This window comes from Saccharothrix sp. ALI-22-I (genome assembly GCF_001984175.1).
Lineage (GTDB): Bacteria > Actinomycetota > Actinomycetes > Mycobacteriales > Pseudonocardiaceae > Actinosynnema.
In genome coordinates this window covers 1-23,345 of sequence record NZ_MTQP01000034.1, presented here as the reverse complement: position 1 = coordinate 23,345, position 23,345 = coordinate 1, and the positions used below count along the sequence as shown (strand labels likewise).

General features: G+C 72.5%; 15 protein-coding genes and 1 pseudogene. 8 read left to right on the top strand and 8 right to left on the bottom strand.

The features are described 5' to 3' along the window. Positions 1-123 precede the first annotated feature (123 nt). Complete coding sequence (locus tag ALI22I_RS03305) at positions 124-999, bottom strand: sterol desaturase family protein (RefSeq protein WP_202970627.1); 876 nt, start codon at positions 997-999, stop codon at positions 124-126. A gap of 843 nt (positions 1,000-1,842) precedes the next feature. Here ALI22I_RS03305 and ALI22I_RS03300 point away from each other — a divergent pair. Next, complete coding sequence (locus ALI22I_RS03300) at positions 1,843-2,439, top strand: cadmium resistance transporter (RefSeq protein WP_077004067.1); 597 nt, start codon at positions 1,843-1,845, stop codon at positions 2,437-2,439. 379 nt (positions 2,440-2,818) lie between these two features. Further along, positions 2,819-2,974 (top strand): annotated as a pseudogene (locus ALI22I_RS03295) (Rho termination factor N-terminal domain-containing protein); the annotation flags it as partial. Between the two features lie 85 nt (positions 2,975-3,059). Here ALI22I_RS03295 and ALI22I_RS03290 read toward each other — a convergent pair. The 3 genes from ALI22I_RS03290 to ALI22I_RS03280 all read right to left on the bottom strand — a co-directional run bounded on the left by ALI22I_RS03290 (position 3,060) and on the right by ALI22I_RS03280 (position 5,673). Beyond that, a complete protein-coding gene (locus ALI22I_RS03290; RefSeq protein ID WP_077004066.1) occupies positions 3,060-4,400 on the bottom strand; it encodes a sensor histidine kinase in 1,341 nt (446 codons plus the stop codon). After that, entirely contained in the window at positions 4,397-5,068 is a 672-nt protein-coding gene (locus ALI22I_RS03285; protein WP_077004087.1) for a response regulator transcription factor, read from the bottom strand. Before ALI22I_RS03285 ends, ALI22I_RS03290 begins: the two co-directional genes overlap by 4 nt. A gap of 89 nt (positions 5,069-5,157) precedes the next feature. Continuing rightward, positions 5,158-5,673 carry a hypothetical protein gene (locus tag ALI22I_RS03280; RefSeq protein WP_143531931.1) on the bottom strand — a complete coding sequence of 172 codons (516 nt, stop codon included), beginning with the start codon at positions 5,671-5,673 and terminating at the stop codon, positions 5,158-5,160. Positions 5,674-5,798: 125 nt separating this feature from the next. On the opposite strand from ALI22I_RS03280, the gene ALI22I_RS03275 reads away from it, so the two are divergent. Further along, on the top strand, positions 5,799-6,284 hold the full coding sequence (locus ALI22I_RS03275) for a DUF1772 domain-containing protein (RefSeq protein WP_077004064.1): 486 nt from the start codon (positions 5,799-5,801) through the stop codon (positions 6,282-6,284). A 118-nt stretch (positions 6,285-6,402) separates the two neighbouring features. Here the strand turns inward: ALI22I_RS03275 and ALI22I_RS03270 are convergent, their stop codons facing one another. Then, complete coding sequence (locus tag ALI22I_RS03270) at positions 6,403-9,657, bottom strand: BTAD domain-containing putative transcriptional regulator (RefSeq protein ID WP_077004063.1); 3,255 nt, start codon at positions 9,655-9,657, stop codon at positions 6,403-6,405. A gap of 171 nt (positions 9,658-9,828) precedes the next feature. On the opposite strand from ALI22I_RS03270, the gene ALI22I_RS03265 reads away from it, so the two are divergent. The 5 genes from ALI22I_RS03265 (at position 9,829) to ALI22I_RS03245 (ending at position 17,243) form a co-directional block, all read left to right on the top strand. Continuing rightward, positions 9,829-10,386 (top strand): NADPH-dependent FMN reductase, encoded by a 558-nt coding sequence (locus ALI22I_RS03265; protein ID WP_077004062.1) that lies wholly within the window; start codon positions 9,829-9,831, stop codon positions 10,384-10,386. A gap of 35 nt (positions 10,387-10,421) precedes the next feature. Beyond that, positions 10,422-12,044, top strand: a complete 1,623-nt coding sequence (locus tag ALI22I_RS03260; protein ID WP_077004061.1) for an MFS transporter — start codon at positions 10,422-10,424, stop codon at positions 12,042-12,044. Between the two features lie 216 nt (positions 12,045-12,260). Continuing rightward, positions 12,261-14,453 (top strand): BTAD domain-containing putative transcriptional regulator, encoded by a 2,193-nt coding sequence (locus ALI22I_RS03255; RefSeq protein ID WP_077004060.1) that lies wholly within the window; start codon positions 12,261-12,263, stop codon positions 14,451-14,453. Between the two features lie 95 nt (positions 14,454-14,548). Beyond that, positions 14,549-15,385 (top strand): NAD(P)H-binding protein, encoded by an 837-nt coding sequence (locus tag ALI22I_RS03250; protein ID WP_077004059.1) that lies wholly within the window; start codon positions 14,549-14,551, stop codon positions 15,383-15,385. 244 nt (positions 15,386-15,629) lie between these two features. Continuing rightward, a complete protein-coding gene (locus tag ALI22I_RS03245; protein WP_077004058.1) occupies positions 15,630-17,243 on the top strand; it encodes an FAD-binding oxidoreductase in 1,614 nt (537 codons plus the stop codon). 74 nt (positions 17,244-17,317) lie between these two features. On the opposite strand, the gene ALI22I_RS03240 is transcribed toward ALI22I_RS03245, so the two are convergent. The 3 genes from ALI22I_RS03240 to ALI22I_RS03230 are packed head-to-tail and all read right to left on the bottom strand — an operon-like array spanning position 17,318 to position 23,333. Beyond that, a complete protein-coding gene (locus tag ALI22I_RS03240; protein WP_077004057.1) occupies positions 17,318-17,506 on the bottom strand; it encodes an acyl-CoA carboxylase subunit epsilon in 189 nt (62 codons plus the stop codon). Next, the gene (locus tag ALI22I_RS03235) at positions 17,503-19,092 is read right to left on the bottom strand and encodes an acyl-CoA carboxylase subunit beta (RefSeq protein WP_077004056.1); all 1,590 of its coding nucleotides are present in this window, start codon (positions 19,090-19,092) and stop codon (positions 17,503-17,505) included. Before ALI22I_RS03235 ends, ALI22I_RS03240 begins: the two co-directional genes overlap by 4 nt. After that, on the bottom strand, positions 19,089-23,333 hold the full coding sequence (locus ALI22I_RS03230) for a thioester reductase domain-containing protein (protein WP_238598056.1): 4,245 nt from the start codon (positions 23,331-23,333) through the stop codon (positions 19,089-19,091). The genes ALI22I_RS03235 and ALI22I_RS03230 overlap by 4 nt, the downstream gene beginning before the upstream one ends. Between the last annotated feature and the right edge of the window lie 12 nt (positions 23,334-23,345).

Below are 23,345 nucleotides of genomic sequence, written 5' to 3'. Positions count from 1 at the left end.
GGCATGGATTCGAAATCCTTCGCGAGAGCAGCGCGACCCGTTGTCGCCACATGCAGCGAGGGGTCGCTGGAGAAATCCGGCGTGCAGCCGGCTCAGGGGTGGTGCCGCGAAATCGGGTCGGGGTCAGGGTCGGGGCCCACCGCCGCGGTTCTCGACGCGCCGCCTCGGGCGGATCGGGTGGAGAAGACTCGCGACGAAGGACTCCGTGCGCGGGAACGACATCGGGTCGAACAGGCCGATCGCCCGGGGAGTCCGTCCCGGTACCCAGGTGTAGCTGCGGAAGAGGTGGTCCCAGATGGCCAGGTCCGAGCCGTAGTGACCTGATTCCTCGGGGTTGTTGCTGTGGTGCAGCCGATGCTGTTCGGGACTGGCCAGGACGTGGTTGAACCGGCCGATCCGCACGTCCACGTTCGCGTGCGTGAAGTATCCCTGGGCGGTCACGAACATACCCACGACGAGGACCGAGTCGGCGGAGAAACCGGCCAGGGCGAGCGAGAGTTGGACGACGCCTTGGGCCATGACGATGTCGAAGATGTGGTTGACCCCGTTGTTGCCGACGTTCACCTTGTCCGGCACGTGGTGCACACCGTGGAACCGCCAGAGGAAGCGGTTCGTGTGCCCCAGCCGGTGCATGATGTAACTGCCGAGGGAGCCGAGCAGCAGGGCGGCGGGGATTTCCGCCCACACGGGCCACGACGGGTCGAGCGGCGCGACCACCCCCACCACGAGGGTGACCACGAATTGGGCGACGCCCGCCCCCATCGCGGTGAGGATGAAGTAGGCCCCGTACCAGCCCCATTCATGCGCATTCGGGTGCCAATCGGGGTTGAACGGGATGACGCGCTCCAACACGGTGAAGTAGCCGACCACGCCGAGCAGGAACAACGGGCTGACCACCGAGGGCGGCCACCCCAGCAGTACCACCGCGGTGCCGGTGCCCACCACCAGCAACAACAGGACCGGGTACGCCACCCGGCGCAGCACCCCACGTGGCGTCACCAGTCCGTACGCGTCCGATGGCGAATCGACGCTCTTCCCGCGCAACAATTTCGCCCGCCTTTCCGGGAGCACAGCGGATCGACACGGCTATTCCGTGCCGAATGATTGCCGCCCAGTCGACGTTGACCGCGCGCAAGAGACCGTGGGCGACTTGTGGACAACAGCAGAGGACGATGCGGCTCATCCCCATCGCGAATTACGAGCCCACCATACGAGCGTGATCACGACGCGCTCAATCGACCGACCGGATGAGCACCCGATTCGACGGTGTATGGAATTTCCAGGCGGCCTGGCACAGAAACGCTCACGAAAAGGAGAGCGACCAAGTGGCCCAGACAGTCCTCATGGGATCGACTCGAACTGCCGCGATCCACTGGCGGTCGATGAGTATTCCAAGTCGAATTCCCCAGGCACATCGCCGTCTCCGCACATCTACGGCCACCCCGTATCGCCACAAAAGACCATTGGAGTGTGATGAACACCACGAGTATTCACTCTTATGTGCCGCTACGAGCACCCATAGACACGGTGAGGGGCACCCACCCGGTCCCGACCCCGTACCCACGACCTTCGGTATTCCGCGACGGCGAGCACCCAATCCGCCCTCTGACCGCGCCGTGGTCGCACGACCGAAGCCCACAGTGACGGGTTCCCGCGTGAGGCGGATTGACGAACGATTTCCGAGGACCTTGGATTCGATCACACCACCGCGGTCCGCAACCGCGTGCTCGCCAAGGTCGCCGCACGGATTCTGCCGTTCCTGACAGGCCGGTCCGTACCGGGTGATCCTGCCTCGCTCCGTACGGTGTGCGATGACGGAACGCGATGTCGAGAGGACTCGGGTTGGAGCTGGGGCTGGTCGGTCAGGCCATCGGAATGTTCGCGGTCACCAACGTCGACGACATCGTGATCCTGGCGGTCTTCTTCGGTCAGTCCGCCGGGCAGCGCGGCGGCGCGGCACGGGTGGTGGCCGGGCAGTACCTGGGATTCGCCGCGATCCTGGCCGCCTCGGTCGTCGGCGCGCTCGGCGCGGGCCTGCTTCCGGACACCATGATTCCTTATCTGGGGCTGCTGCCTCTTCTGCTTGGTCTTCGGGCGGCCTGGCGAGCCTGGCACGAACGCCACGACGCCGACGACGGGACCCTCGCCGCGCGTAACGGACCGACGGTGTCGGTCGTCGCGGCGGTCACCTTCGCCAATGGTGGCGACAACGTCGGTGTCTACGTGCCGGTCTTCACCACCGCCGGAACCGACGGCCTGGTCGTGTTCGTCGTGGCTTTTCTCGCCTTGGTGGCGGTCTGGTGCGCGGTCGGCCGGTTCTTCGCCACCCGGCCGGTGATCGCCCGTGCCTTGGCGCGCTGGGGCCACATCGTGCTCCCGATCGTGCTGATCGGCATAGGCCTGCTGATCCTCGTAGAAGGCGGCGCGTTCGGACTCTGATCGGCTCCACCAGCCAGCTCGCCGTCGCGCCGGCGCCGATGTCGAGAACCTGCCGAATCCCCGCAGTGGTCAGGACACGGACCACACGGCCCAGGAAGGCTCCAGCGCGAACGTCGACCCGAAGCCGACCCGTCCACCATCCGCGGAGTCATCGACACAAGCTGGACGTCCAAGTGCTCCCAGGAAAACTGCGAGATCCGGCCGAGGACGAGAAGCCCCAACGAGCCGTCCACACCCGCTGACCGCCGAACCGATTCGACGAAGCTGCGGCACCCAAACCGACACAAGCTCTGTTCAAGATGGACAGAACCACAAAGGAATGCGTTCCACGGGGTCAGCGCGACCACCACGCCGCGCGGCTCGGGCACCGTGAGGTCCGTCGGGTGGCGTGGACGCCAACGCCAGCAAGCAGCACCTGTACGACCTGGCCAAGGAACTGGGCGTGACCGGCCGGTCCAGCATGACCAAGCAGGAGCTGGTGAAGGCGATCGACAAGGCCAACAAGCGCAAGACCGCCAAGGCCCGGTCCAAGTAACGCGGTCCGAGCAGGACGGTCCAGGCGGACACGGTCGCGGCGGTCCGGGTACGGCGGTCCGGGCGCGGCGCTCCGGATGCAGCGGTCAGTCCCGGACCACCGGCAGGCGCAGGCGCAACCGGGTGCCGCGGGCGAGGGGTTCGGCGGCCACCTCGCCGCCGTGCGTCTCCACCACCCGGCGCACGATGGCCAGGCCGAGCCCGGAACCGGGCATCGACCGCGCCTGCGCCGACCGGTAGAAGCGGTCGAACACGAACGGCACGTCGGCGGGCGGGATGCCGGGCCCCTCGTCGTCGATCGTGAACTCCCCGTCCGCCACGGTCACCAGCACCCGGCCACCGGGCGGGCTCCACTTCACCGCGTTGTCCACCAGGTTGGCGACGGCCCGCTCGATCGCGTCGGGGTCGACGTGCACCAGGCAGGGCGACAGGTCCCGCTCGAACCGCGGCGCCGCAGCCCTCGTCGAGGCCTTGGCGACCACCCGTTCGGCGACCAGGTCCAGCCGGGTGTCCTCGGCCCGCGCGGTGCCCTCCCCGTAGCGGGCCAGGTCGATCAGGTCGTTGACCAGCGACCGCAGCTCCCCCACCTGCGTGATTGCCGCCCGCACCAGCGCCGGCGCCTCGGGGTCGCGCAACCCGTCGTCCTCGGCCAGCAGTTCGAGGTTCGTGGTCAGGCTGGTCAACGGGGTGCGCAGCTCGTGCGAGGCGTCGGCGACCAACCGGCGCTGGGCGTGCACGGAGGTGTCCAGCGCGGTCATCATGGCGGCGAACGACCGGCCCAGGCGGCCGATCTCGTCACGTCCGGTCAGGTCGACGCGCGCACTCAGGTCCCGGGTCGCGGTGACGTGCTCGACCGCGTCGGTCAGCACGCGCACCGGCCGCAGCACCCGGCTCGCCGCCAGCCGGGCGCCCAGCGCCGCCACCAGCCCGCCGACCGCCGTCAGCGCGATCAGCAGCGCGGCCAGCGCGGTCAGCACGCCGGTCACGTCGTCCAGTGGCCGGGCGGTCCGGACCAGCGTGTCCCGCGAACCCGGCACCTGCGCGGTGTAGACCCGGTAGGCGACGCCGCCGTGGGTGGCGTCCTGGAAGTAGGCGGGTTCGAGCCCGCGGGCGACGTCCAAGTCCCGCTCGGTCACGTCGATGAACGTCCGGTTGGATCCCAAGTCCAGCGGCGGGGTCACGAACTGGAGCAGCGTGCTGCCCAGGTCGACCGGGGTGTCGATGGGCGCGGGGCGTCTGGAGGCCTCGTTCTTCTGCTTGAGCTGGCGGGCGACGACCGGGCTCTGCTCGACGGCCTGCACCAGCGAGTCGTCCAACTGCCGGCGCAGGTTCGGCCCCACCGTCGAGTAGATGATCACCGAGGCGATGGCGAGGGCCACCAGCACCACCGCACCGCCCGCGAGCCCGACTCTGGTGCGCAGCGTCACGGCCGTTCCCGCAGCACGTACCCCAGTCCGCGCACGGTCTGGATCAGCCGGGGTTCACCGGCCGACTCCAGCTTCCCGCGCAGGTAGCTGATGTAGACCCACAGCGCGTTGGACGCGGGCCCGAAGTCGTAGCCCCAGACGGACTCGAAGATCAGCACGCGGCTCAGCACCCGCTCCGGGTTGCGCAGGAACAGCTCCAGCAGGGCGTACTCGGTGCGGGTCAGCTCGACCAGCCGGCCGCCGCGGTGCACGCGGCAGGTGGTCGTGTCCATCTCCACGTCGGCGAACCGCAGCACCTCCTGGGTGACGCCGGTGCGCCGCAGCAGGGCACGCAGCCGGGCGCGCAGCTCGTCCAGCGCGAACGGCTTGACCAGGTAGTCGTCGGCGCCCGCGTCGAGCCCGGCGACCCGGTCCTCGACCAGGTCGCGGGCGGTGAGCATGAGGATCGGCGTGTGGTCGCCCCGGCGGCGCAGCCTGCGGCAGATCTCCAGGCCGTTCGGCTCGGGCAGCAGCACGTCGAGCACGACCACCTCGGGCCGGTTCCGGCCGAGCTCGTCCAGTGCCTGCGTGCCGTCCGCAGCGACCGATACCTGGTAGCCGTCGCGACGCAGCGCATGGGCAACGGAGAGCCGGACCGCTTCGTCGTCATCGACCACCAGCACCCGCACGCCACCAGTATGGGTGATGGCGTCGGCGCCACTCGCGGGTCGCGACCCGGACCGGGTGGTCACCGGTCCGGGTCGCGTGGCGGAACCGGTCACTTCGTGGGCGAACCGCTCGCGGTGCGCTCGTCCGGGTTCGTTCCCGCCGCCGGGTCCGGCTTCGGCTTCTGGATCCCGCCGACCGCCTCCTTGACCTCGCGCAGCACGGTCAGCAGCTCCTCGGGCGTGAGGCCGAGCCCTTCGGCGATGGCCACGAACGCCGGGTCGGCCGTGATCGCATCACCGCGCGCCTCGACCCGCCGCAGGTCGCGGAACACCTGGCGGGACCGCTCGACCGAGATGCCCAGCTCGACGGCCAACGCCTTGACCGCCTCCTCCGGCACGTCCCGCCCCTCGCCGGGCTTCTGCTTGCCCGGCTCCCCCGGCTTCTGCTTGGCCGGCTCCCCCGGCTTCTGCTCGCCCGGGTCGCCCGGCTTCACCTTGACCGGCTTGACCGTGTCCTCGGCCGCCGCCGTGGTGGGGCTCGCCAGCGCGGGCGCCGTGCTCCCCGCGACCACCGCGGTCAACGTGCCCGCCACCAGGACGGCGGCGATGAACCTGGTCCGGATCATCCGCATTCGCATCCCTCTCAGTCCGGGCGCCGGTCCGACCGGCGCCTGAGACCAGCAGACCAAGCGGGGCTCAGCAGGACCTTCAGCGAACCTTGGAATCACCTCAGCGTCCGTAGGATCGGCGCATGGCATCCCGGTTCCCCTGGGCGGCGCTGGCCCGGATCGGCCAAGCGCACTGGTTCTTCGGCAATGTCTACGAGGCGGCGGTGGACATGCCCCGGCTCCTCGTGGACGCGCGGCCGAACCGGTCGCCGGGTCTGCTTGGCCCCGGCAGCCCGCTGCGCTACTACGCGCCGGCGGCTCCCGTGACGCTCGCGTCCACCGTGATGGCCCTGCGGGACAGCGTGCGGTCAGGCGGCGACCGGTGTGCCGTCACCACGTCGGCGGTCGGCACGCTGGTGGCCACGGCGCTCACCGCGTACCTGGTCAAGACCGTCAACCTGCGGCTTCTGCGGGACGACGACGTGCTGAGCGACGAAGAACGCCACCGGTTGACCACGACCTGGCACCGCGCCAACCTGGCCCGGCTGCTCGTGCTCGCCGTGACGGTGGCCGCGACGCGCCAGGCCACGCGCGCCCGCGGAGCCCACCAGGGCTCCAGCTCGGTCTGACCGCACCGGGCGGTCTGCACGGCTTCCACTGGGTGGGCGACCGGGGACGCCTGGACGCCGACGGCTACCTCTACCTCACCGGCCGCGAACTCCCCGCCGGCTGACCGCGGGCCCGGACTCACGGTTCCGGACGGGCCCGCGCCTCGTCATCCGGCCGGTCCAGCTCGCGGCCCCGGGAGAACTTCTCGTCGAAGCCGTCATCGCCCAGTGCCGCGCGCACGGCCCCGGCGATCCGGTCCACGTCACCGCGCTCGGCGGGCGGCAGCGGCGCGCCGGCCGACTCGCGCGCCGCCGTCGCGGCGCCCAACAACCGCGCCGCCTGGTGATGCAGGCCGTCCAGCGCCTGCACACCCGCCAGACCCTCCAGCGCCAGCGCAACCGCCCGCTGGTCACCGGTCGCGCGGGCCGCCGTGAGACCGTCGAGGTGCAGCGACCTGGCGCGCTCCGCGTCGCCGCGCGACTCCGCGATGAAACCCAACTCGGCCAGCACCAGCGCCAGGCCGTTGTCCGACTTCAGCTCCCGCAGCCAGTCCAGCCACCGGGTGAGGTGCGCCTCGGCGTCGTCGAGCCTGCCCTGCTGGCGCGCGCTGAGCGCCAACCCGACCTCGGCGAACTCCTCCCCCAGCTTGTTGGACTGCTCCGCGGCCAGCCGCATGGACCGCGCGTGCAGCGCGTCGGCCGTGGCGAAGTCCCGCTTCAGCAGCGCGATCCGGCCGAGCATGGCGAGCTTGTGCGTGGTCTCGGTCCACAGCCCCAGGTCCTCGGCGATCTGCAACCCCTCGGCGTGCAGCCGTTCGGCCCGTTCGTAGTCGCCCTCGATCTCGGCCAGCACGCCCAGCGTCTCGGTCGCCTTGAGCCGGCCCCACCGGTCGCCCAGCTCGCGGAACAGCGCGGCGCTCTCCTCGCCGCTGCTCCGCAATGTCGCGAGGTCGCCGCGCGCGGTGCCCAGGGCGGCACGGGTGCTCAGCGCCGCCGCCACCCCCCAGCGGTCGCGCAGCGAGCGGAACGTGGTCAGCACCTGGTCGATCCGCTTCCCACTGGCCGTCAACGCGCCCACGTACCACTGCGCGAACCCGAAGAACCACTCCGCGCGCGCCAGCCGGCCGACGTCGGCGACGCTCTCGACGCCGGTGGCCTGTCGGCTCCGCTCCATCGGGGCGCGTTCGCCGACCAGCAGGGCCATGCCCGCGTGCCAGGCGTGCGCGGCGGCCCAGTCCACGCCCCGCGTGTCGGCCGACCGCTCCGCGCCGTCCACGACCTCCAGGGCGGTGCACAGCTCGCGGTGGCCTTCGGTGAGCCTGCCGCGCAGGAACCAGTACCACGACATCGCGTTGACCAGGCGCAGCACGGGGCCGGCCGCGCCGCGGGCGACGGCGGCACCGATGGCCCGCCGGACGTTGGCCGCCTCCAGGTCCAGCCTCTCCAGCCACTGCCGCTGGTCGGGGCCGCGCAGCTTCGGCTCGGCGCGCTCGACGAGATCCACGTAGTAGCGGAGGTGCCGCAGCCGCAGAGCGTCCAGGTCGCCCGCCTCGGCGAGCCGGCCCAGGCAGTACTCGGCCACCGACTCCAGCAGCCGGTACCGCGGCCCGTAGGCGCCCTCGGCCATCACCACCAGCGACCGGTCGACCAGCCGCGCCACCAACTCCAGGACGTCCGCCGCGGCCACGCCCCCACCCGCGCACACCGCCTCGGCCGCCTCCAGCGTGCAGCCTTCAGCGTGCACGGCCAGCCGGCACAGCACGACCCGTTCGGCGTCGCCGAGGAGCTCCCAGCTCCAGTCGATCATCGCGCGCAGCGTCTGCTGCCGGGGCGGGGCGCCGCGGTAGCCGCCGGCGAGCAACCGGAACCGGTCGTCCAACCGGGCCAGCAGCTGGTGCACGCCCAGCACCCGCACCTTGGTCGCGGCCAGCTCCAGGGCGAGCGGGATGCCGTCGAGACGGCGGCAGATCGCGGCGACCGCCCGGCTGTTGCCCTCGTCCAGCGCGAAGCCGGGAACGCGGGCCAGGAACAGCCGCACCGCGCTGGACCGGCGCAGCGCCTCCGGGCGCGCGTCCTCGGGGTCCGGCAGGTCCAGCGGCGGCACGGCCCACGACGTGTCGCCGTCCACCCCGATCGGCCCCTGACCGGTGGCCAGCACGCGCAGCCCCGGCGAGGCCGCCAGCAGCGTCTCGACCAGCACCGCCACCGAGTCCACCACGTGCTCGCAGTTGTCGAGCACCAGCAGCGCCTGCTGACCGCGCACCGCGTCCGTGAGCCGGTCCAGCGGGGTGACCGGTGAGGTCGCCCGACCGGAGAGCAGCGCGCCCGACGCGGCGGCGTCCTCGCGGATGCCCAGCACCGCGACCACCACCTCCGCCAGGGCGTCCACGGTGCTGCCGGGACCGAGGGCGGCCAGCTCGACCAGCCACACGCCGTCCCGGAACGTCTCGACGACCTGATGGGCGGTGGCCAGCGCCAGCCGGGTCTTGCCCACGCCGCCCGAACCGGTCAGCGTCACCAGCCGCGAGGTCTCCAGCAGCCGCCGCACCGTCCCGACGGCCTCCTCGCGCCCGATCAGGGTGGTCATCGCGGCGGGCAGGTTGGTCCGCGGCCAGGTCGCCACCGTGGCGGGCGGCAGGGTGGCGGCCAGCCCCGGGTCCTGGTTCAGGATCGCCCGTTGCAGCACGACCAGCTGCGGGCTCGGGTCGACGCCCAGCGACTCGGCGAGCGTGGTGCGCAGCTCGGTGAAGCTGTCCAGCGCCTCGTTGGTGCGCCCCGCCAGGTACAGCGCGCGCAACTGGATGGCGCGCAGCCGCTCCCGCAGCGGGTACCGGGCCACCAGCTCGTTGAGCTTGCCGATCAGCAGGCTGTGCTCGCCGAGCTCCAGCCGGTTCTCGGCCACCTCCTCCTGCGCCACGAGCCATTCCTCCTGCAGGCGTGCGCGCACGTCGCGGGCGAACGGCTCGTCGGCGAAATCCGCGAACGCGGGGCCGCGCCACAGCGCGAGCGCGTCGCCCAGCAACGCGCCCCGTGACCGCGGGTCGTCCGTCGCCCGCGCCCGCCCGACGAGTTCCGCGAACCGCTCGGCGTCCACGCCGCCGGGCTCCGCGCGCACCAGGTAACCGGCCGGGGTGGACAGCACGCAGTCGCGGCCGCCCGGTTCGGCGGTCTCCAACGCGCGGCGCAATTGCGAGACCTTCGTGTGCAGCGATCCGGCGGGGTTCGCCGGCAGCTTGGCGCCCCAGAGGTCGCCGATCAGCCGGTCGGCGGAGACCGGCCTGCCCTCGTTGGCGAGCAGGTCGGCCAGCAACGCTCGGACCTTCACCTCGGGTACCCACACCGGCCGGCCGGCCGACGTCCACACCTCCAGGGAGCCGAGCACCCCGAAACGCATGGTCCCACCCTAGTGCGCCGGTCAGAGCGGGGTCGGCCGTTCACCGCAGAAGGCCGGAAGGCAATCCGAAGGGTTCCGGAAGGTCGCACGCGCAGGATCGACCAGGGTGCCGGAACGCCGGCGCCCGCCCGTCGGTCGGACAGCGGCCGAGTGCTCGTCTGAGGAGACACCGTGCCCGCCAGCGACGACCGTCTGCGTGTGGCGATCATCGTCCCGTCGGAGGGGTCCGCGGCCGACCGGTCCGCGGTCGAGTGGCTGGAGGGTCGCGCCCGCCTGCGGTCCGACGTCGAGGTCGACGTCATCACCCTGACCGGGGAGTGGCTGCCCGTCACGCAGCCGGCCGACGGCGGTCCGACGCCGTACGCCGTCCAGGACCTCGCGCCCTGGCTGGCGGACGCCGACGCCTTCGTCGTGGTGGCCGAGGAGGCCAGCGGGATGCCCGCCTCCCTGCGGGCCGCGGTCAGCTGGCACCGGGACAAGTGGCGGGCCAAGCCGGTCGCGATCGTCGCCATCGGCGCCCGCGACTGCGGCGGCCAGGTCGTCGACCACCTGCGCGAGACGTTCGTCGGGCTGTGCGCGACGACGATCGACGGGGCGATCCGCTGGGAGGGCGACGCCGCCGACCGCGACCAGGCGACCGACGCGATGCTCGACCGGCTCACGTGGTGGGCGCGGACGCTCCGGGACGGCCGCCAGGCCGTCGGCCCCGGTGTCCCCACCGCCGAATGAACACCGGCGCAACGCACCACCGAGAGAGGTAAACCATGTCATCCATCGCCCCACCACCGGCGAAGGCCACGCCACGGCAGTGGTTCGGGCTGGCCGTGCTGCTGCTACCCGTCACGCTGATGACCGCGGACCTGGGCGTCCTGTGGCTGGCCACGCCCTACCTGGCGGCCGACCTGCACCCGTCGAGCAGCCAGATCCTCTGGATCACCGACCTGTACGGCTTCATGACCTGCGGCTTCCTGGTCGTCATGGGCACGCTGGGCGACCGGATCGGCCGCCGCAAACTGCTCATGCTCGGCTCGGTCGGCGTGATCGTCGCCTCCCTGCTGGCCGCGTACTCCACGAGCGCCGAGACGCTGATCGTCGCCCGCGCCCTCCTGGGCGTCGCCGGCGCGGCCGTGCTGCCGTCCACCCTCTCGCTGATCATCCACATGTTCACCGACGTCGCCCAGCGGACCCGGGCGATCGCCATGTGGGTCACCTCGCTGTCGGTCGGCCTCGCGATCGGCCCGATCGTCGGCGGCGTGCTGCTCCAGTCGTTCTGGTGGGGCTCGGTGTTCCTGATTGGCGTGCCGATCATGTTGCTGCCCCTCATCCTCGGGCCGGTGATCCTGCCCGAGTACCGGGACCCGAACGCGGGTCGGATCGACCTCCTCAGCGTGCTGCTGTTCCTGCTGGGCATCCTGCCGATCATCTACGCCGTCAAGCACCTGGCCGAGGACGGCGCGGGGCTGGTCGCCCTCCTCTCGGCGGTGGTGGGCATCGCGTTCTCGGTGGCGTTCGTGCGGCTGCAGCTCAGGCTGCCCAACCCCCTGCTGGACATGAAGCTGTTCGCCAACCGGTCGTTCACCGCCGCGCTGCTGACGCTGCTGTTCGGCATGATGGCGCTCAACGGCGTCGAGTACCTGGTGCCGCAGTTCATGCAGATGGTGAGCGGCCTGTCGCCGTTGGCCGCGGGCCTGTGGCTGGTGCCCGGCGCGGTGGGCCTGATCGCGGGTTCGCAGCTGACCCCGGTGCTGACCCGCACCGTTCGGCCCGCGCACGTCATCACGGGTGGTCTGGCCGTCGCGCTGGTCGGCTTCGCGCTGATCTACCTCTCGGGGGCGGGCACGCAGGGCGTCTGGCTCTCCGCGCTCGGCCTGACCGTGGTCATGTTCGGGGTCGCGCCGATCAGCGTGCTCGGCACGACCCTGGCGGGCGCGTCCGCTCCGCCGGAGAAGGCCGGTTCGGCCTCGGCGACCGGGCAGACCGCCTACGACCTGGGCCTGGCGCTCGGTATCGCGATCACCGGCAGCGTCGCCGTCGCGGTGTACCGCAGCGAGGTGGCCGAAGCGGTGCCGGTGGGCACTCCCGCCGACGCCGCCGAGGCCACCCGGGACTCGATCGGCAGCGCGGTCGACGCGGCGGCGCAACTCCCCGCCGCGGCCGGCGAGCAACTGCTGGCGACCGCGCGGGAGGCGTTCACCGACGCCTTCCACAGCACGGCCCTGGTGTCGGCCGGCATCGCCGTCCTGACGGCGGTGATCGTGCTGACGCTGCTCAAGCACGTCCCGCCCACCGGCGCCACGCCGGAAGCGGAGCCGGACCCGGAACCGGTGCCCGCCGAGCCGGTCACGGCATCGATCACCGGCGCCGACGGGAAGTCCGCATCGGAGTGAAGCACGACCGGCGTGATCGCCGTTGAACGAAGGGCGGGGCAAGCGGCGGTAGGATCCGGTCGGGACGACCGCGCCGCCGTTTGCCGCGCCGACCGTCCTCGTCTTGTCGACGAACCGTGCACTCGATCCCCGCAACCGGAGAAGCGCACGTTCTCGACAGATCAGAGCAGGTACATTCGCGTTCGACTACTCCTAGGTGGAGTAATGCTATTCCGAATGCTCGGACCATTAGAGGCCGAAAACGAACTACAACGCCTGCCGCTCGGCGGCATCAAGCAGAGGGCGACGCTGGGTCTCCTGCTGCTCCAGCCGAACCGGGTGGCCGCCACCAGCCAGCTGGTGCGGGCCCTGTGGCCGATCAACGCCGCGCCGCGCTCGGCGCGGAAGATCCTGCACAACGCGGTCTGGGGACTGCGCCGCGCCCTCGGCACGCCCGGCGGTGAGCACGACGCGGGCGAGGTGACCCTGGTCAGCCAGTCGCCCGGCTACCTGCTGCGGGTCGATCCGGAACGCATCGACCTCTACCGGTTCCAGGCGCTGACCAGGGAGGGCCGGGCCGCGGTGGCCGCGGGCTCCCCGGAGAAGGGCGCAGCACTGCTGCGCGACGGCCTGTCGTTGTGGCGCGGCCCGGCCCTGGCCGACCTGGTCGAGGCGGGCATCTCCTGGCCCGAGCTGGCCGCCGTCCAGGGCACGCGACTGGACGCCGCCGAGGACTACTTCGACGCGGAGCTGTTCCTGGGCAACCACTTGGCGGTGCTCGGCGAGCTGGAGACGATGGCCGAGACACAGGTGCTGCGCGAGCGGTCGTGCGGCCAGCTGATGTTGGCGCTGTACCGCTCCGGACGGCAGGCGGACGCGCTCGACGCCTACCGGCGGTGGCGGACCGCCCTGGTGGACAAGCTGGGCCTGGAGCCCGGCCGGGAACTCCAGCGGCTCCAGCACGAGATCCTCACGCAGGCCCCGGCCCTGGCACTGTCGGGCCCGACGCAGGTCGACCGGCCGCGTGAGCAGATCCGCGTGGAGCAATCCGTTCAGGGGCAGCCCGCGCCGCGGCACCTGGCGGCCGTACCGGCGCCGGCGACGCGCGACGAGTCCGCGGAAAGCCCGCCGGTGGTCGCCGAACGCGCGCAGGTCACCGTGCTGATCATCCGGGCCGACCACGACGCGGACCGGGATCGGCTGGACGACGCGCACGAACGGGTCGCCGAGGCGCTCCTGGCCACGGTGGCCGGACACGGCGGCGAGGTCGTCGCCTCGATCGGCTCGATGAGCCTCACGCTGTTCAGCGGGTCCACCGCCGGCGCGGGCCACGCGGAACGCGCCGTGCGCGCGGCGAGGGCCGCCCGGGACGTCCTGGACGCGGGCGGACCGGAGTTCCGCGCCGCGGTGGCGACCGGCGAGGCGCTGGTGCGCCGCAGGCCGGGCAGCGCCGTGCCGGAGGTCGTTGGGGGCGCCCTGCTCGACCGGTGCGAGTCCCTGCTCCGGCTGGCCCCCGCCGGGCACGTCCACGTGTCCGGCGAGACGAGGTCGGCTACCGAGTCGGTGTTCCACTACTCGGCCGCGGACGGCGTCGGCAGGCGGTGGCAGCTGGAGACCCGGCGCTCCGCCGAGGACGACTTCGTCGCGGGCCGGCAGTGGGACCTCCAGCTGCTCGTCGGACTGATGCAGCGGACGCGGCACCGCGAGATGCCGCACCTGGTCACGCTCCTGGGCGAGCCCGACGCGGGCAAGACGCGGTTCGTGCAGGAGTTCGCCCGCCGCCTCGACGCCGAGCCGGAGCCCACCCTCGTGCTGAGCGGCACCGTGCACGCGTGCGACGACGAGGACCACCTCGCCGTGCACCGCGAGATGGTGGCGTCGTACTGCGGCATCACCCTGTACGACGCCGCGAGCGCCGCACGGGAGAAGCTCGACGCGGCGGTGCGCGTGCTGGTGCCGGCACGGCTGCGGGCCGAGGGGCTGGTGTCCGCGCTGCTCCCGCTGATCAGCCGGGAGCGGGTGCCGGTCGACCTGCCCCGCGCGCTGACCGCGTGGCGGCAGTTCCTGGCGGAGATCGCCGCCCGGTGCCCGCTGGCCGTAGTGGTGGACCAGATCCACCTGGCCGACGAGGCCACGTTGGACTTCGTCCAGGACCTGACCGACGAGCTGCGGTCGTCGCCGCTGCTGGTGGTCGCCGTGGCGCGGCCGTCGTTGTTGCGGCGGCGGCCCGGTTGGGCCGGCGGCAAGCTGCACGCCACCACCATCATGCTGGAGGACCGGAAACCCCGCCCGGCGGCCCTAAGCATGTCCGCGGTGCCGCTGGAACGCGGTCTGTCGCTGGAGATGGTGATGAACGGGCTGTTGTCGCCGGTGGGCGCCGGCCCGGCCTTCCCTCCCGGGCTCCTGACCGTCAACGAAGCCGGTTGGTAGCCGACGCCCCTGGGGGCACCAAACAGCCGTTGCCCATCACGGTAAACCCTTATGTGGAAACAATTTCTTCCGGCAATACCTGCTAGAGTCCATAGATGACAACGAAAACATTCTTGGTGATCGGCGGCACGGGCAAGACCGGCCGTCGGGTCGTGTCGCAGCTCCGGGCGCGCGGCGAGTCGGTCCGGGCGGCGTCGCGGCACGGCGAGCAGCGGTTCGACTGGTCCGACGAGAGCACGTGGGACGCCGCGCTCGACGGTGTCCACGGCGTGTACGTGACCCCGCTCGACGGCTCGACTGCGGCGCCCCGGTTCTTCGAGCGCGCCGCGACCGCCGGCGTGGAGCGCGTGGTGCTGCTGTCCGCCCGCGGTGTCGACGTGCCGGGCTACTACGGTGACGGCGACGTCGAGTCGATGCTGGCCAATGAGACCGCGCTGCGCGCTTCCGGTCCGCAGTGGACCATCCTGCGGCCGGGCTGGTTCGCCCAGAACTTCAGCGAGGGCATCTTCCGCGCCGGCATCCTGGCGGGCGAGTTGCGGCAGGCCGCCGGCGAGGGCGCGGCGTCGTTCGTGGACACCGGGGACATCGCCGCGGTGGGCGTCGCGGCGGTGACCGAGGACGGGCACGCGGGCGAGGTCTACGAGCTGTCCGGCCCGCGCGCGGTGACCTTCGAGGAGGCCACGGCCGAGATCGGAGCGGCCACCGGCAAGCCGGTGAAGTACGTCGCGCTGCCGCCGGCGGAGTTCGTCGAGGAGTTGGCCGGTCAGGGCTGGTCCGAGGCCGACGCCGGAATGTGGACCGCCGGGCTCAGCCCGATCGCACGCGGTCTGGAGGCGAAGATCTCCGACGGAGTCCGCCGGGCCCTGGGGCGGGACGCCACCGACTTCTCGGTCTTCGTCAAGAACGCCGAGGCGGAGAACGCCTGGGGATGACCCCCGACCGATTCGCGACGAAGTGCGGCGCCCTCGCCGGGTCCGGCACGGCCGGCGCCCGACCCGGCACGCGAGTCCCTCGACCGAGAATGGTCACCCGCGCCGTCGAACGCAGGTGACCCCACAATGAGGAACCGCAGTTACCGGGCGCGTTATTCTCGCGTCGAACTGCATTTCACCGCACCGTCGTTCCACTCTTCTCGAATTCCGGTCCTGGATCACCACAGTGTGGAGGAACGCGGTCATGACAGAGCTGTCCCGCCGAGAGTTCGTGAGCCGCACCGCGGCGACCGGCACCGCGGTCGTGGGTGTCGCGGCCCTGGGCGCCGGGAGCGCCCCGGCCAAGGGCGTCCCCGTCGCGAGCGGTCTGCCACCGATGCTCACCGTCCGTCCCGCGGATCCCCAGTACGCGGGCCTCACCACCGGCTCCAACACCCGCTGGGTGGGCACGCCGGACTACATCCGCATCGTCAGCTCCGCCGACGACGTCGTCCGGGCCGTGCAGAAGGCGGTGGACAGCGGGTCGAAGGTCGTCGTCCGCAGCGGCGGGCACTGCGACGAGGACTTCGTGCACAACGCCGAGGTGCGGGTCATCATCGACATGGCGGGCCTGGACCACGTCGGCTACGACGCCCGCCGGCGCGCGTTCTCGGTGGGGCCCGGCGCGACGCTGGGCCGCACCTACCAGACCCTCTACAAGGGCTGGGGCGTCGCGGTGCCCGGCGGCACGTGCCCCACGGTCGGCGTGGGCGGCCACATCGTGGGCGGCGGCTACGGCGCCCTGTCCCGCTCGCACGGGCTGACGGTGGACCACCTCTACGCCGTCGAGGTCGTCGTGGTCGGCGCCGACGGCAGGGCCCACAAGGTCGTGGCGACCCGCGAGGCCGACGACCCCCACCGCGACCTGTGGTGGGCCCACACCGGAGGTGGCGGCGGCAACTTCGGCATCATCACCAACTACTGGCTGCGCTCCCCCGACGCGCGCGGCGACGACCCGTCCGACCTGCTGCCCAGGCCGCCGACCGAGCTGCTGGTGTCCGACGTCGCGTGGTCGTGGGACTCGCTGACCGAGCACGGCTTCAAGCGGTTGGTGCGCAACTTCGGCGGGTGGCACGAGCGCAACTCCGCGCCGGACTCGCCGCACCTGAGCCTGTTCAGCCAGCTCAAGACGCAGCACAAGGCCGCGGGCGGGTTCCGGATGAGCACGCAGATCGACGCGAACGTGCCGGACGCCGAGGCCCGGCTGGACGCGTTCCTCGCGGCGGTCAACGACGGCACCGGCGCGGACTACAGCGTCAACGACCGCAGCCGGGTGCCGTGGTTCTACGCGGTGAAGGAGTGGTTCGGCTTCGTCGAGGCTGCCATCGCCCGCTGGAAGGTCAAGTCCTCGTACCTGCGCAAGGGTATGCCGCCGGACCAGGTCGACGCGTTGTACCGCCAGTTGACGCGCGACGACTACGCGAATCCCTTCGCGATGGTGGCGCTGGTCGGCTTCGGCGGCAGGATCAACGCGACGCCGACCGACGCCACCGCGGTGGTGCAGCGCGACTCGGTGCTGAAGCTGCTCTACGTGACCCTGTGGACCGACCGGTCCGAGGACGCGGCCCACGTCCGGTGGATCCGCGAGGCGTACGCGGACGTCTACGCGGCCACCGGCGGCGTGCCGAGGAGCAACGACGTCACCGACGGCGCCTTCATCAACTACTGCGACGCCGACCTGGCCGACCCGGCGATCAACGTCAGCGGCACGCCGTGGCACGACCTGTACTACGGGGCGAACTACCCGCGCCTGCAACGGGTGAAGAGGAAGTACGACCCGAACGACATCTTCAGCCACTCGCTGTCGGTCAAGGCGTAGCACGGCACGGCCGAGGCGGCACGGCGGAGAACGGCACGGCGGGCGGGTACCGAGAGGTCCCGCCCGCCGTGCCGTCAGCGTCGCGTCGACCAGGAGGTCGGCGCGGTGTAGGTCTCCCCCATCCACCGCCACGGCGGCTGCCGCGACTCCCGGGCCCGCGGTCGCGGCGCGGCGCCACCGGTCAGGGTCAGCAAGGCCACCGTCGCCGCCGCGAGCTCCTCGTCGGTCGGCCCGCCCTTGAGCACCTTCAGGAACACGGTCATGCCGGCGGGTTCCCGTGCTTGCGGAACTGCACGGGCGCGTGCTTGCCCCGCAACGACTCCAGCCCGTCGATCAGCATGGCGCGGGTCTCGACCGGGTCGATCACGTCGTCCACCAGACCGCGCTCGGCCGCGTAGTACGGGTGCACCAACTGCCGCTGGTACTCCGCGATGCGCTGCGCCCGTGCCACCTCGGGGTGCGGCGCCGAGTTGATCTCGCGGCGGAACACGACGTTCGCCGCGCCCTCGGCCCCCATCACCGCGATCTCGTTGATCGGCCACGCGTAGGACAGGTCGCAGCCGATCGACCGGGAGTCCATCACGATGTACGCCCCGCCGTAGGCCTTGCGCACGATCACCTGGATGCGCGGCACCGTCGCGTTGCAGTACGCGTACAGCAGCTTCGCCCCGTGCCGGATGATGCCGCCGTGCTCCTGGTCGCTGCCCGGCAGGAAGCCCGGCACGTCGACCAGCGTCACCAGCGGGATGGAGAAGGCGTCGCAGCTCTGCACGAACCGGGCGGCCTTCTCCGAGGCGTGGATGTCCAGCACGCCCGCCAGCGACGCCGGCTGGTTGGCCACGACGCCCACCACGTGCCCGTCCAGCCGCGCCAACCCGCAGATGATGTTGGTGGCCCAGTCGGCGTGCACCTCGAACAGGTCGCCGTCGTCGACGATCTCCTCGATGACCGCCTTCATGTCGTAGACGCGGCTGGGGTCGCCGGGCACCAGGTCCAGCAGCCGCTCGTTGGCGCGGTCGCGCGGGTCGGCCGCCACGACCACCGGCGCCGACTCGCGGTTGTTGGACGGCAGCAGGGAGATCAGGTGCCGGACCTCCTCCAGGCACTCCTGCTCGGAGTCGTGGACGAACTGCGCCGCGCCCGAGACCGACCCGTGCACCTCCGCGCCGCCGAGCCGGTCGTGAGTGGTCTGCTCGCCCGTGACGGCCTGCACGACGTCCGGCCCGGTGATGTACATCTGCGAGATGTCGCGCACCATGAACACGAAGTCGGTCAGCGCCGGCGAGTAGGCCGCACCGCCGGCGCACGGCCCGAGCAGCACGCTGATCTGCGGGATCACCCCCGACGCCCGGACGTTGCGGCGGAAGATGCCGCCGTAGCCCGCCAGCGCCGTGACGCCCTCCTGGATGCGGGCGCCAGCGCCGTCCGACAGCGACACGATCGGCGCTCCCGCGGCCTCCGCGAGGTCCATCACCTTGTGGATCTTCTCGGCGTGCGCCTCGCCGAGCGACCCGCCGAAGACGCGGAAGTCGTGGGCGTAGACGTACACCGTGCGACCGTGCACCTTGCCCCAGCCGGTGACGACGCCGTCGGTGTGCGGCTTGCGGTCCTCCAGCCCGAAGCCGGTCGCCCGGTGCCGGCGCAGCTGCTCGACCTCCCGGAACGTGCCGGGGTCGAACAGCAGGTCCAGTCGCTCGCGCACGAGCAGCTTGCCGCGCGAGCGCTGCGCCTCGGTGGCCTTCGGCGACGAACCCAGCCGGACCCGCTCCTTGAGCGCCCGCAGCTCGGCCACCCGGCTCCGCAGGTCGGTGCGGCCGGTCGATACGGGTGTGTCGTTGGTGATCGTCATGCTCCCTCGTTCCTGGTGGGCGGTGGGAAGTGGCCTGCCCGGACGAAGAACTCCACGTACGCGCGGAACAGCTCCTCGGTCACCGGCGGGCAGTCGATCCCGCTCCCGGCGAGCGCGAGTGCGGTGTCGGCGACGTCGATGGGCGGGTAGAAGGACGAGCTGTCCGCGGTCATCATCCGGAAGGCGTCCAGCAGCGGGACCAGCGCGTTGTCCCGGTCGGCGGCGACCGCGGCGAACCACTCGTCGGGGTCGCGGTCCGCGACGGGGTAGCCGAGGGACCGCAGCCGGCGCACGAGTTCCGCCAGGTCGATGCGGTGGGCGTTGTAGAGGTGGAACGTGCGGCCGGTGGTCCGACGGGACAGCTCGACGATCGCCGAGCTGACGTAGTCCACCGGCACCAGGTGGAAGTGGCCGGACACGCCCGCCGGGGCGGACCGCGCCTGGATGATGCCCTTGAGGCTGAGCCAGACGAAGTCGCGCTTCTGGCAGGCGCCGTTGCGCTGGTCGCCGGAGATCACGTCGACCCGGTACACCGACACCGGCATGCCGCGCTCCCTCGCTAGTCCGACGACCTGTTCGGACACCCACTTGGTGCGCAGGTAGCCGCTGGGCAGCGCCTCGGCGGGCCCGGTCGGGTCGCCGGCCTTCAGCGGCGTGCCGTCCGGGGGCGCGCCCGCGAAGACGCCGACCGTGGAGACGTGGTGCACCGGCACGGTGCGGTGGCGTGCGGCCAGCCGCAGCACTTCGCGGGTGCCCCCGACGTTGGCCGCCTCCAGGTCGCCGTACGCCCGCAGCCAGTGCACGGTCGCGCCGGCGTGGTAGACGGCGTCGATCTGGCGCGCCAGCCGGTCGAACAGCTCCTCGCCCAGGCCCAGTCGCGGTTGCGCCAGGTCGCCGCGGTGGACGACCAGCCGGGCCGGGTCCACCTCCTGCCACACCCGGTAGTACTCCAGGTTCTCCCGGACCCGACGCAGCCCGTCCTTGTCGTCGGCGGCGCGCACCAGGCAGTGGATGGTCGCCCTCGTGGTGCGCAGCAGGTCGCGCAGCAGGAACGCGCCGAGGAAGCCCGTGGCGCCAGTGAGGAACACGTGCTCCGGGTCGTCGACCTCCGTCACCACCACGGCCGCGGCCCGGATGTCGTCGTCCAGCCCCACCTCGGCGGCGTAGTCGACCTCCTCGGCGCCGGCGCGGGACCGGACCAGCCGGCCGTGCAGGAACGCGGCCAACGAGTCGGGGGTGGGGTGGTCGAACACCAGGGTGGGCGGCAGCGGGGTGCCGCACCGGGTGGCGAGCCGGTTGCGCAGCTCGACCGACACCAGCGAGTCGAAGCCGAGGTCGCCGAACGCCCGGTCCGCGCCGACACCCCCCGGCGAGGTGTGGCCGAGCACCGTCGCGGTCTCGGCGAGCACGACGTCCAGCACGACCCGCCGCTGCTCGTCCTCGGCCAGGCCGTCGAGGAGGTCCGCCAGTGGGTCGTCGGCGTTCTCGTCGTTGCGGGCGGCGGTGCGGGTCGGGGTGCGGACCAGGCCGGACAACATCGGTGTCGTTGCCTGCCCGCGCAACGCGGCCAGGTCGAGCGGGGTGGCGACGACGGTCGGCAGGCCGGTGCCCAGCGCGAGGTCCAGCATGGTCGGGCCGACGTCCGGCGGGATCGGCAGGAACCCGCCGCGGGCGATGCGCCTGCGGTCGGCCTCGTCCAGGTTGCCGCCGATGCCGCCCTCCTGGTCCCACAGGCCCCACGCGATCGAGGCCGCGGGCAGGCCGAGGGCGGCGCGTCGTTCGGCGAGGGCGTCGAGGAACGCGTTGGCCGCCGCGTAGTTGGCCTGGCCCGGACCGCCGATGACGCCCGCGACCGAGGAGAACAGCACGAAGGCGGTCAGCGGGCGGTGCATCGTCAACTCGTGGAGGTGCCAGGCGGCGTCGACCTTGGGCCGCAGCACGGCCGACAGCCGTTCCGGCGTGAGCGCGGACAGCAGACCGTCGTCGGCGAGCCCTGCGGTGTGCACGACCGCCGTCACCGGGTGCTCGGCCAGCAGGGCGGCCAGCGCGGCGCGGTCGGCCACGTCGCACGCGGCGACGGTGACCTCCGCGCCCAGCCCGGTCAGCTCCTCGACGAGCCCGGCGGCGGTGGGGCTGTCCGGGCCCCTCCTGCTGGTGAGCAGCAGCCGGGTGACGCCGTGCCGGACGACCAGGTGCCGGGCGAACACGGCACCCAGCGCGCCGGTGCCACCGGTGATCAGCACGGTGCCCGCGGGATCCCACGCCGGGCCGGTCGCGGGCGCGGCCACCCGCTCCAGCCGCGCCGCGAACACCCGTCCGCCGCGCACGACCACCTGCGGCTCACCGGTGCCGACCACGCGCGCGAGCGCCTCGGTGGACCCCGGTTCGCCGTCGACGTCCACCAGCACGACGCGGCCGGGCGCTTCGGACTGGGCGGAGCGCACCAGGCCCCACACGGCGGCCGCGCCGAGGTCCGCCGACCCGGCGGTCGGCGCGATGGCGCCGCGGGTCAGCACGACCAACGGCACACCGGTGAGCCGGTCGTCGGCCAGCCAGGACTGCACCACGGCGAGTGCGCGCGTGGCCACCTCGTGCGCCGACGTGACGACGTCCGCGCCGGGCGTCGACGTGAACGGTGCCAGGACGGCGTCGACCGGCTGGTCCGCCTCGGCCGCGGCAGCCGGATCGGCGAACCGCCGGTGGTCCGGCGAGCCCGGGTCGAACGGGTCCGACCCCAGCACGCCCCAGCGCACCACGCGCGCCGGCGAGGCGAGCGGCTTCCAGTCCACCTGGAACAACGCCTCCCGACCACGCCGACGGGCCCGTGCCGGCGCGTCGGTCACCGGAGGTCGGGCGACCACGCCGCCGATCGCCGCGACCGGGCGTCCGGTGCGGTCGGACAGCAGCAGCGCCACCTCGCCGTCCGCGCCGGGGATCCGCCGCACCCGCAGCGCCGTCGCGCCCGTGGCGTACAGCCGCACGTCCCGCCAGCGAACCGGCTCGCCGTCCACGCAGGCCCTCAGCGCCGCCTCCAGCAGCACCGGGTGCAGCCCGTACGCGTCTGCCTCGCCGATCAGGTGCTCGGGCAGCTCCACCTCGGTCGTCCCGACCTCCGGGTCGACCGGCGCGGCGGCCGTGCCCAGGCTCACCCGGCCCGACGCGTGCAGCGTCCACGGGCCGTCGGAGTCACCGGGCCGCGAGTGCACGGACACGGGGTGCCCGCCGTCGACGTCGGCCGGACCCACCTTGACCTGGAGCTGCGCGCCCGCTCCGCCGTCCAGCGCCAACGGCGTGTGCGCGATCAGGTCCTCAATCGCCGAGCAGCCGACCTCGTCGCCCGCGCGGATCGCCAGTTCGACCAGCACCGCGCCGGGCACGACCTCATGGCCGGCCAGCCACGGCTGCGCCTCGGGCGAGATGCGGCCGGTCAGCAGCACGTCATCGGACCCCGCGACGGTCACCGCCGCGCCCAGCAGCGGGTGCTCGGCCGCGCGCAGGCCCAGCCGGCCCGCGTCGGCCGGCACCTCGGCCGCCACCCAGTAGCGGGACCGCTGGAACGCGTAGGTCGGCAGGTCGACCCGGCGCGCGCCGGTGCCCGAGAAGAACGCGGGCCAGTCGACCGCGATGCCGTGCGCGTGGAACCGGCCGATCGCGGTGACCAGCGACTCGACGTCGGGCACGTCGCGCCGCAGCAGCGGCACCGCCGTCGGCGCCGGGTCGCCGAGCGATTCGCCGACCAGGGCGGTCAGCACGGCGTCCGGGCCGACCTCGACGAAAGCGGACGCGCCCGCGTCGGCCAGGGCGCGCGTCGCGTCGGCGAACCGGACCGGCTCGCGGACGTGTCGGACCCAGTACTCGGCGTCGGTGTGCGCGTCGGTGAAACCCCCGGTGACGGCGGAGACCACGGGCAGCGTCGAGCGGTGGAAGGTCAGCCCTTCGACGACCTTGCGGAAGTCGGCCAGCATCGGGTCCATGTGAGCGGAGTGGAACGCGTGGCCGACGGCGAGCCGCTTGGTGCGACGGCCCTGCTGCTCGAACGTCGCCACGGCAGCGAGCACGGCGTCCTCGTCACCGGAGAGCACGACCGCTTCGGGGCCGTTGACCGCAGCGATGGAGACCCGGTCGCCCAGCAGCGGCCGGACTTCGTCCTCAGTGGCCCGCACGGCGACCATCGCGCCACCACCGGGCAGGTCCTGCATCAACCGACCACGCGCCGCCACCAACGTCGCCGCATCCTCCAACGACAACACCCC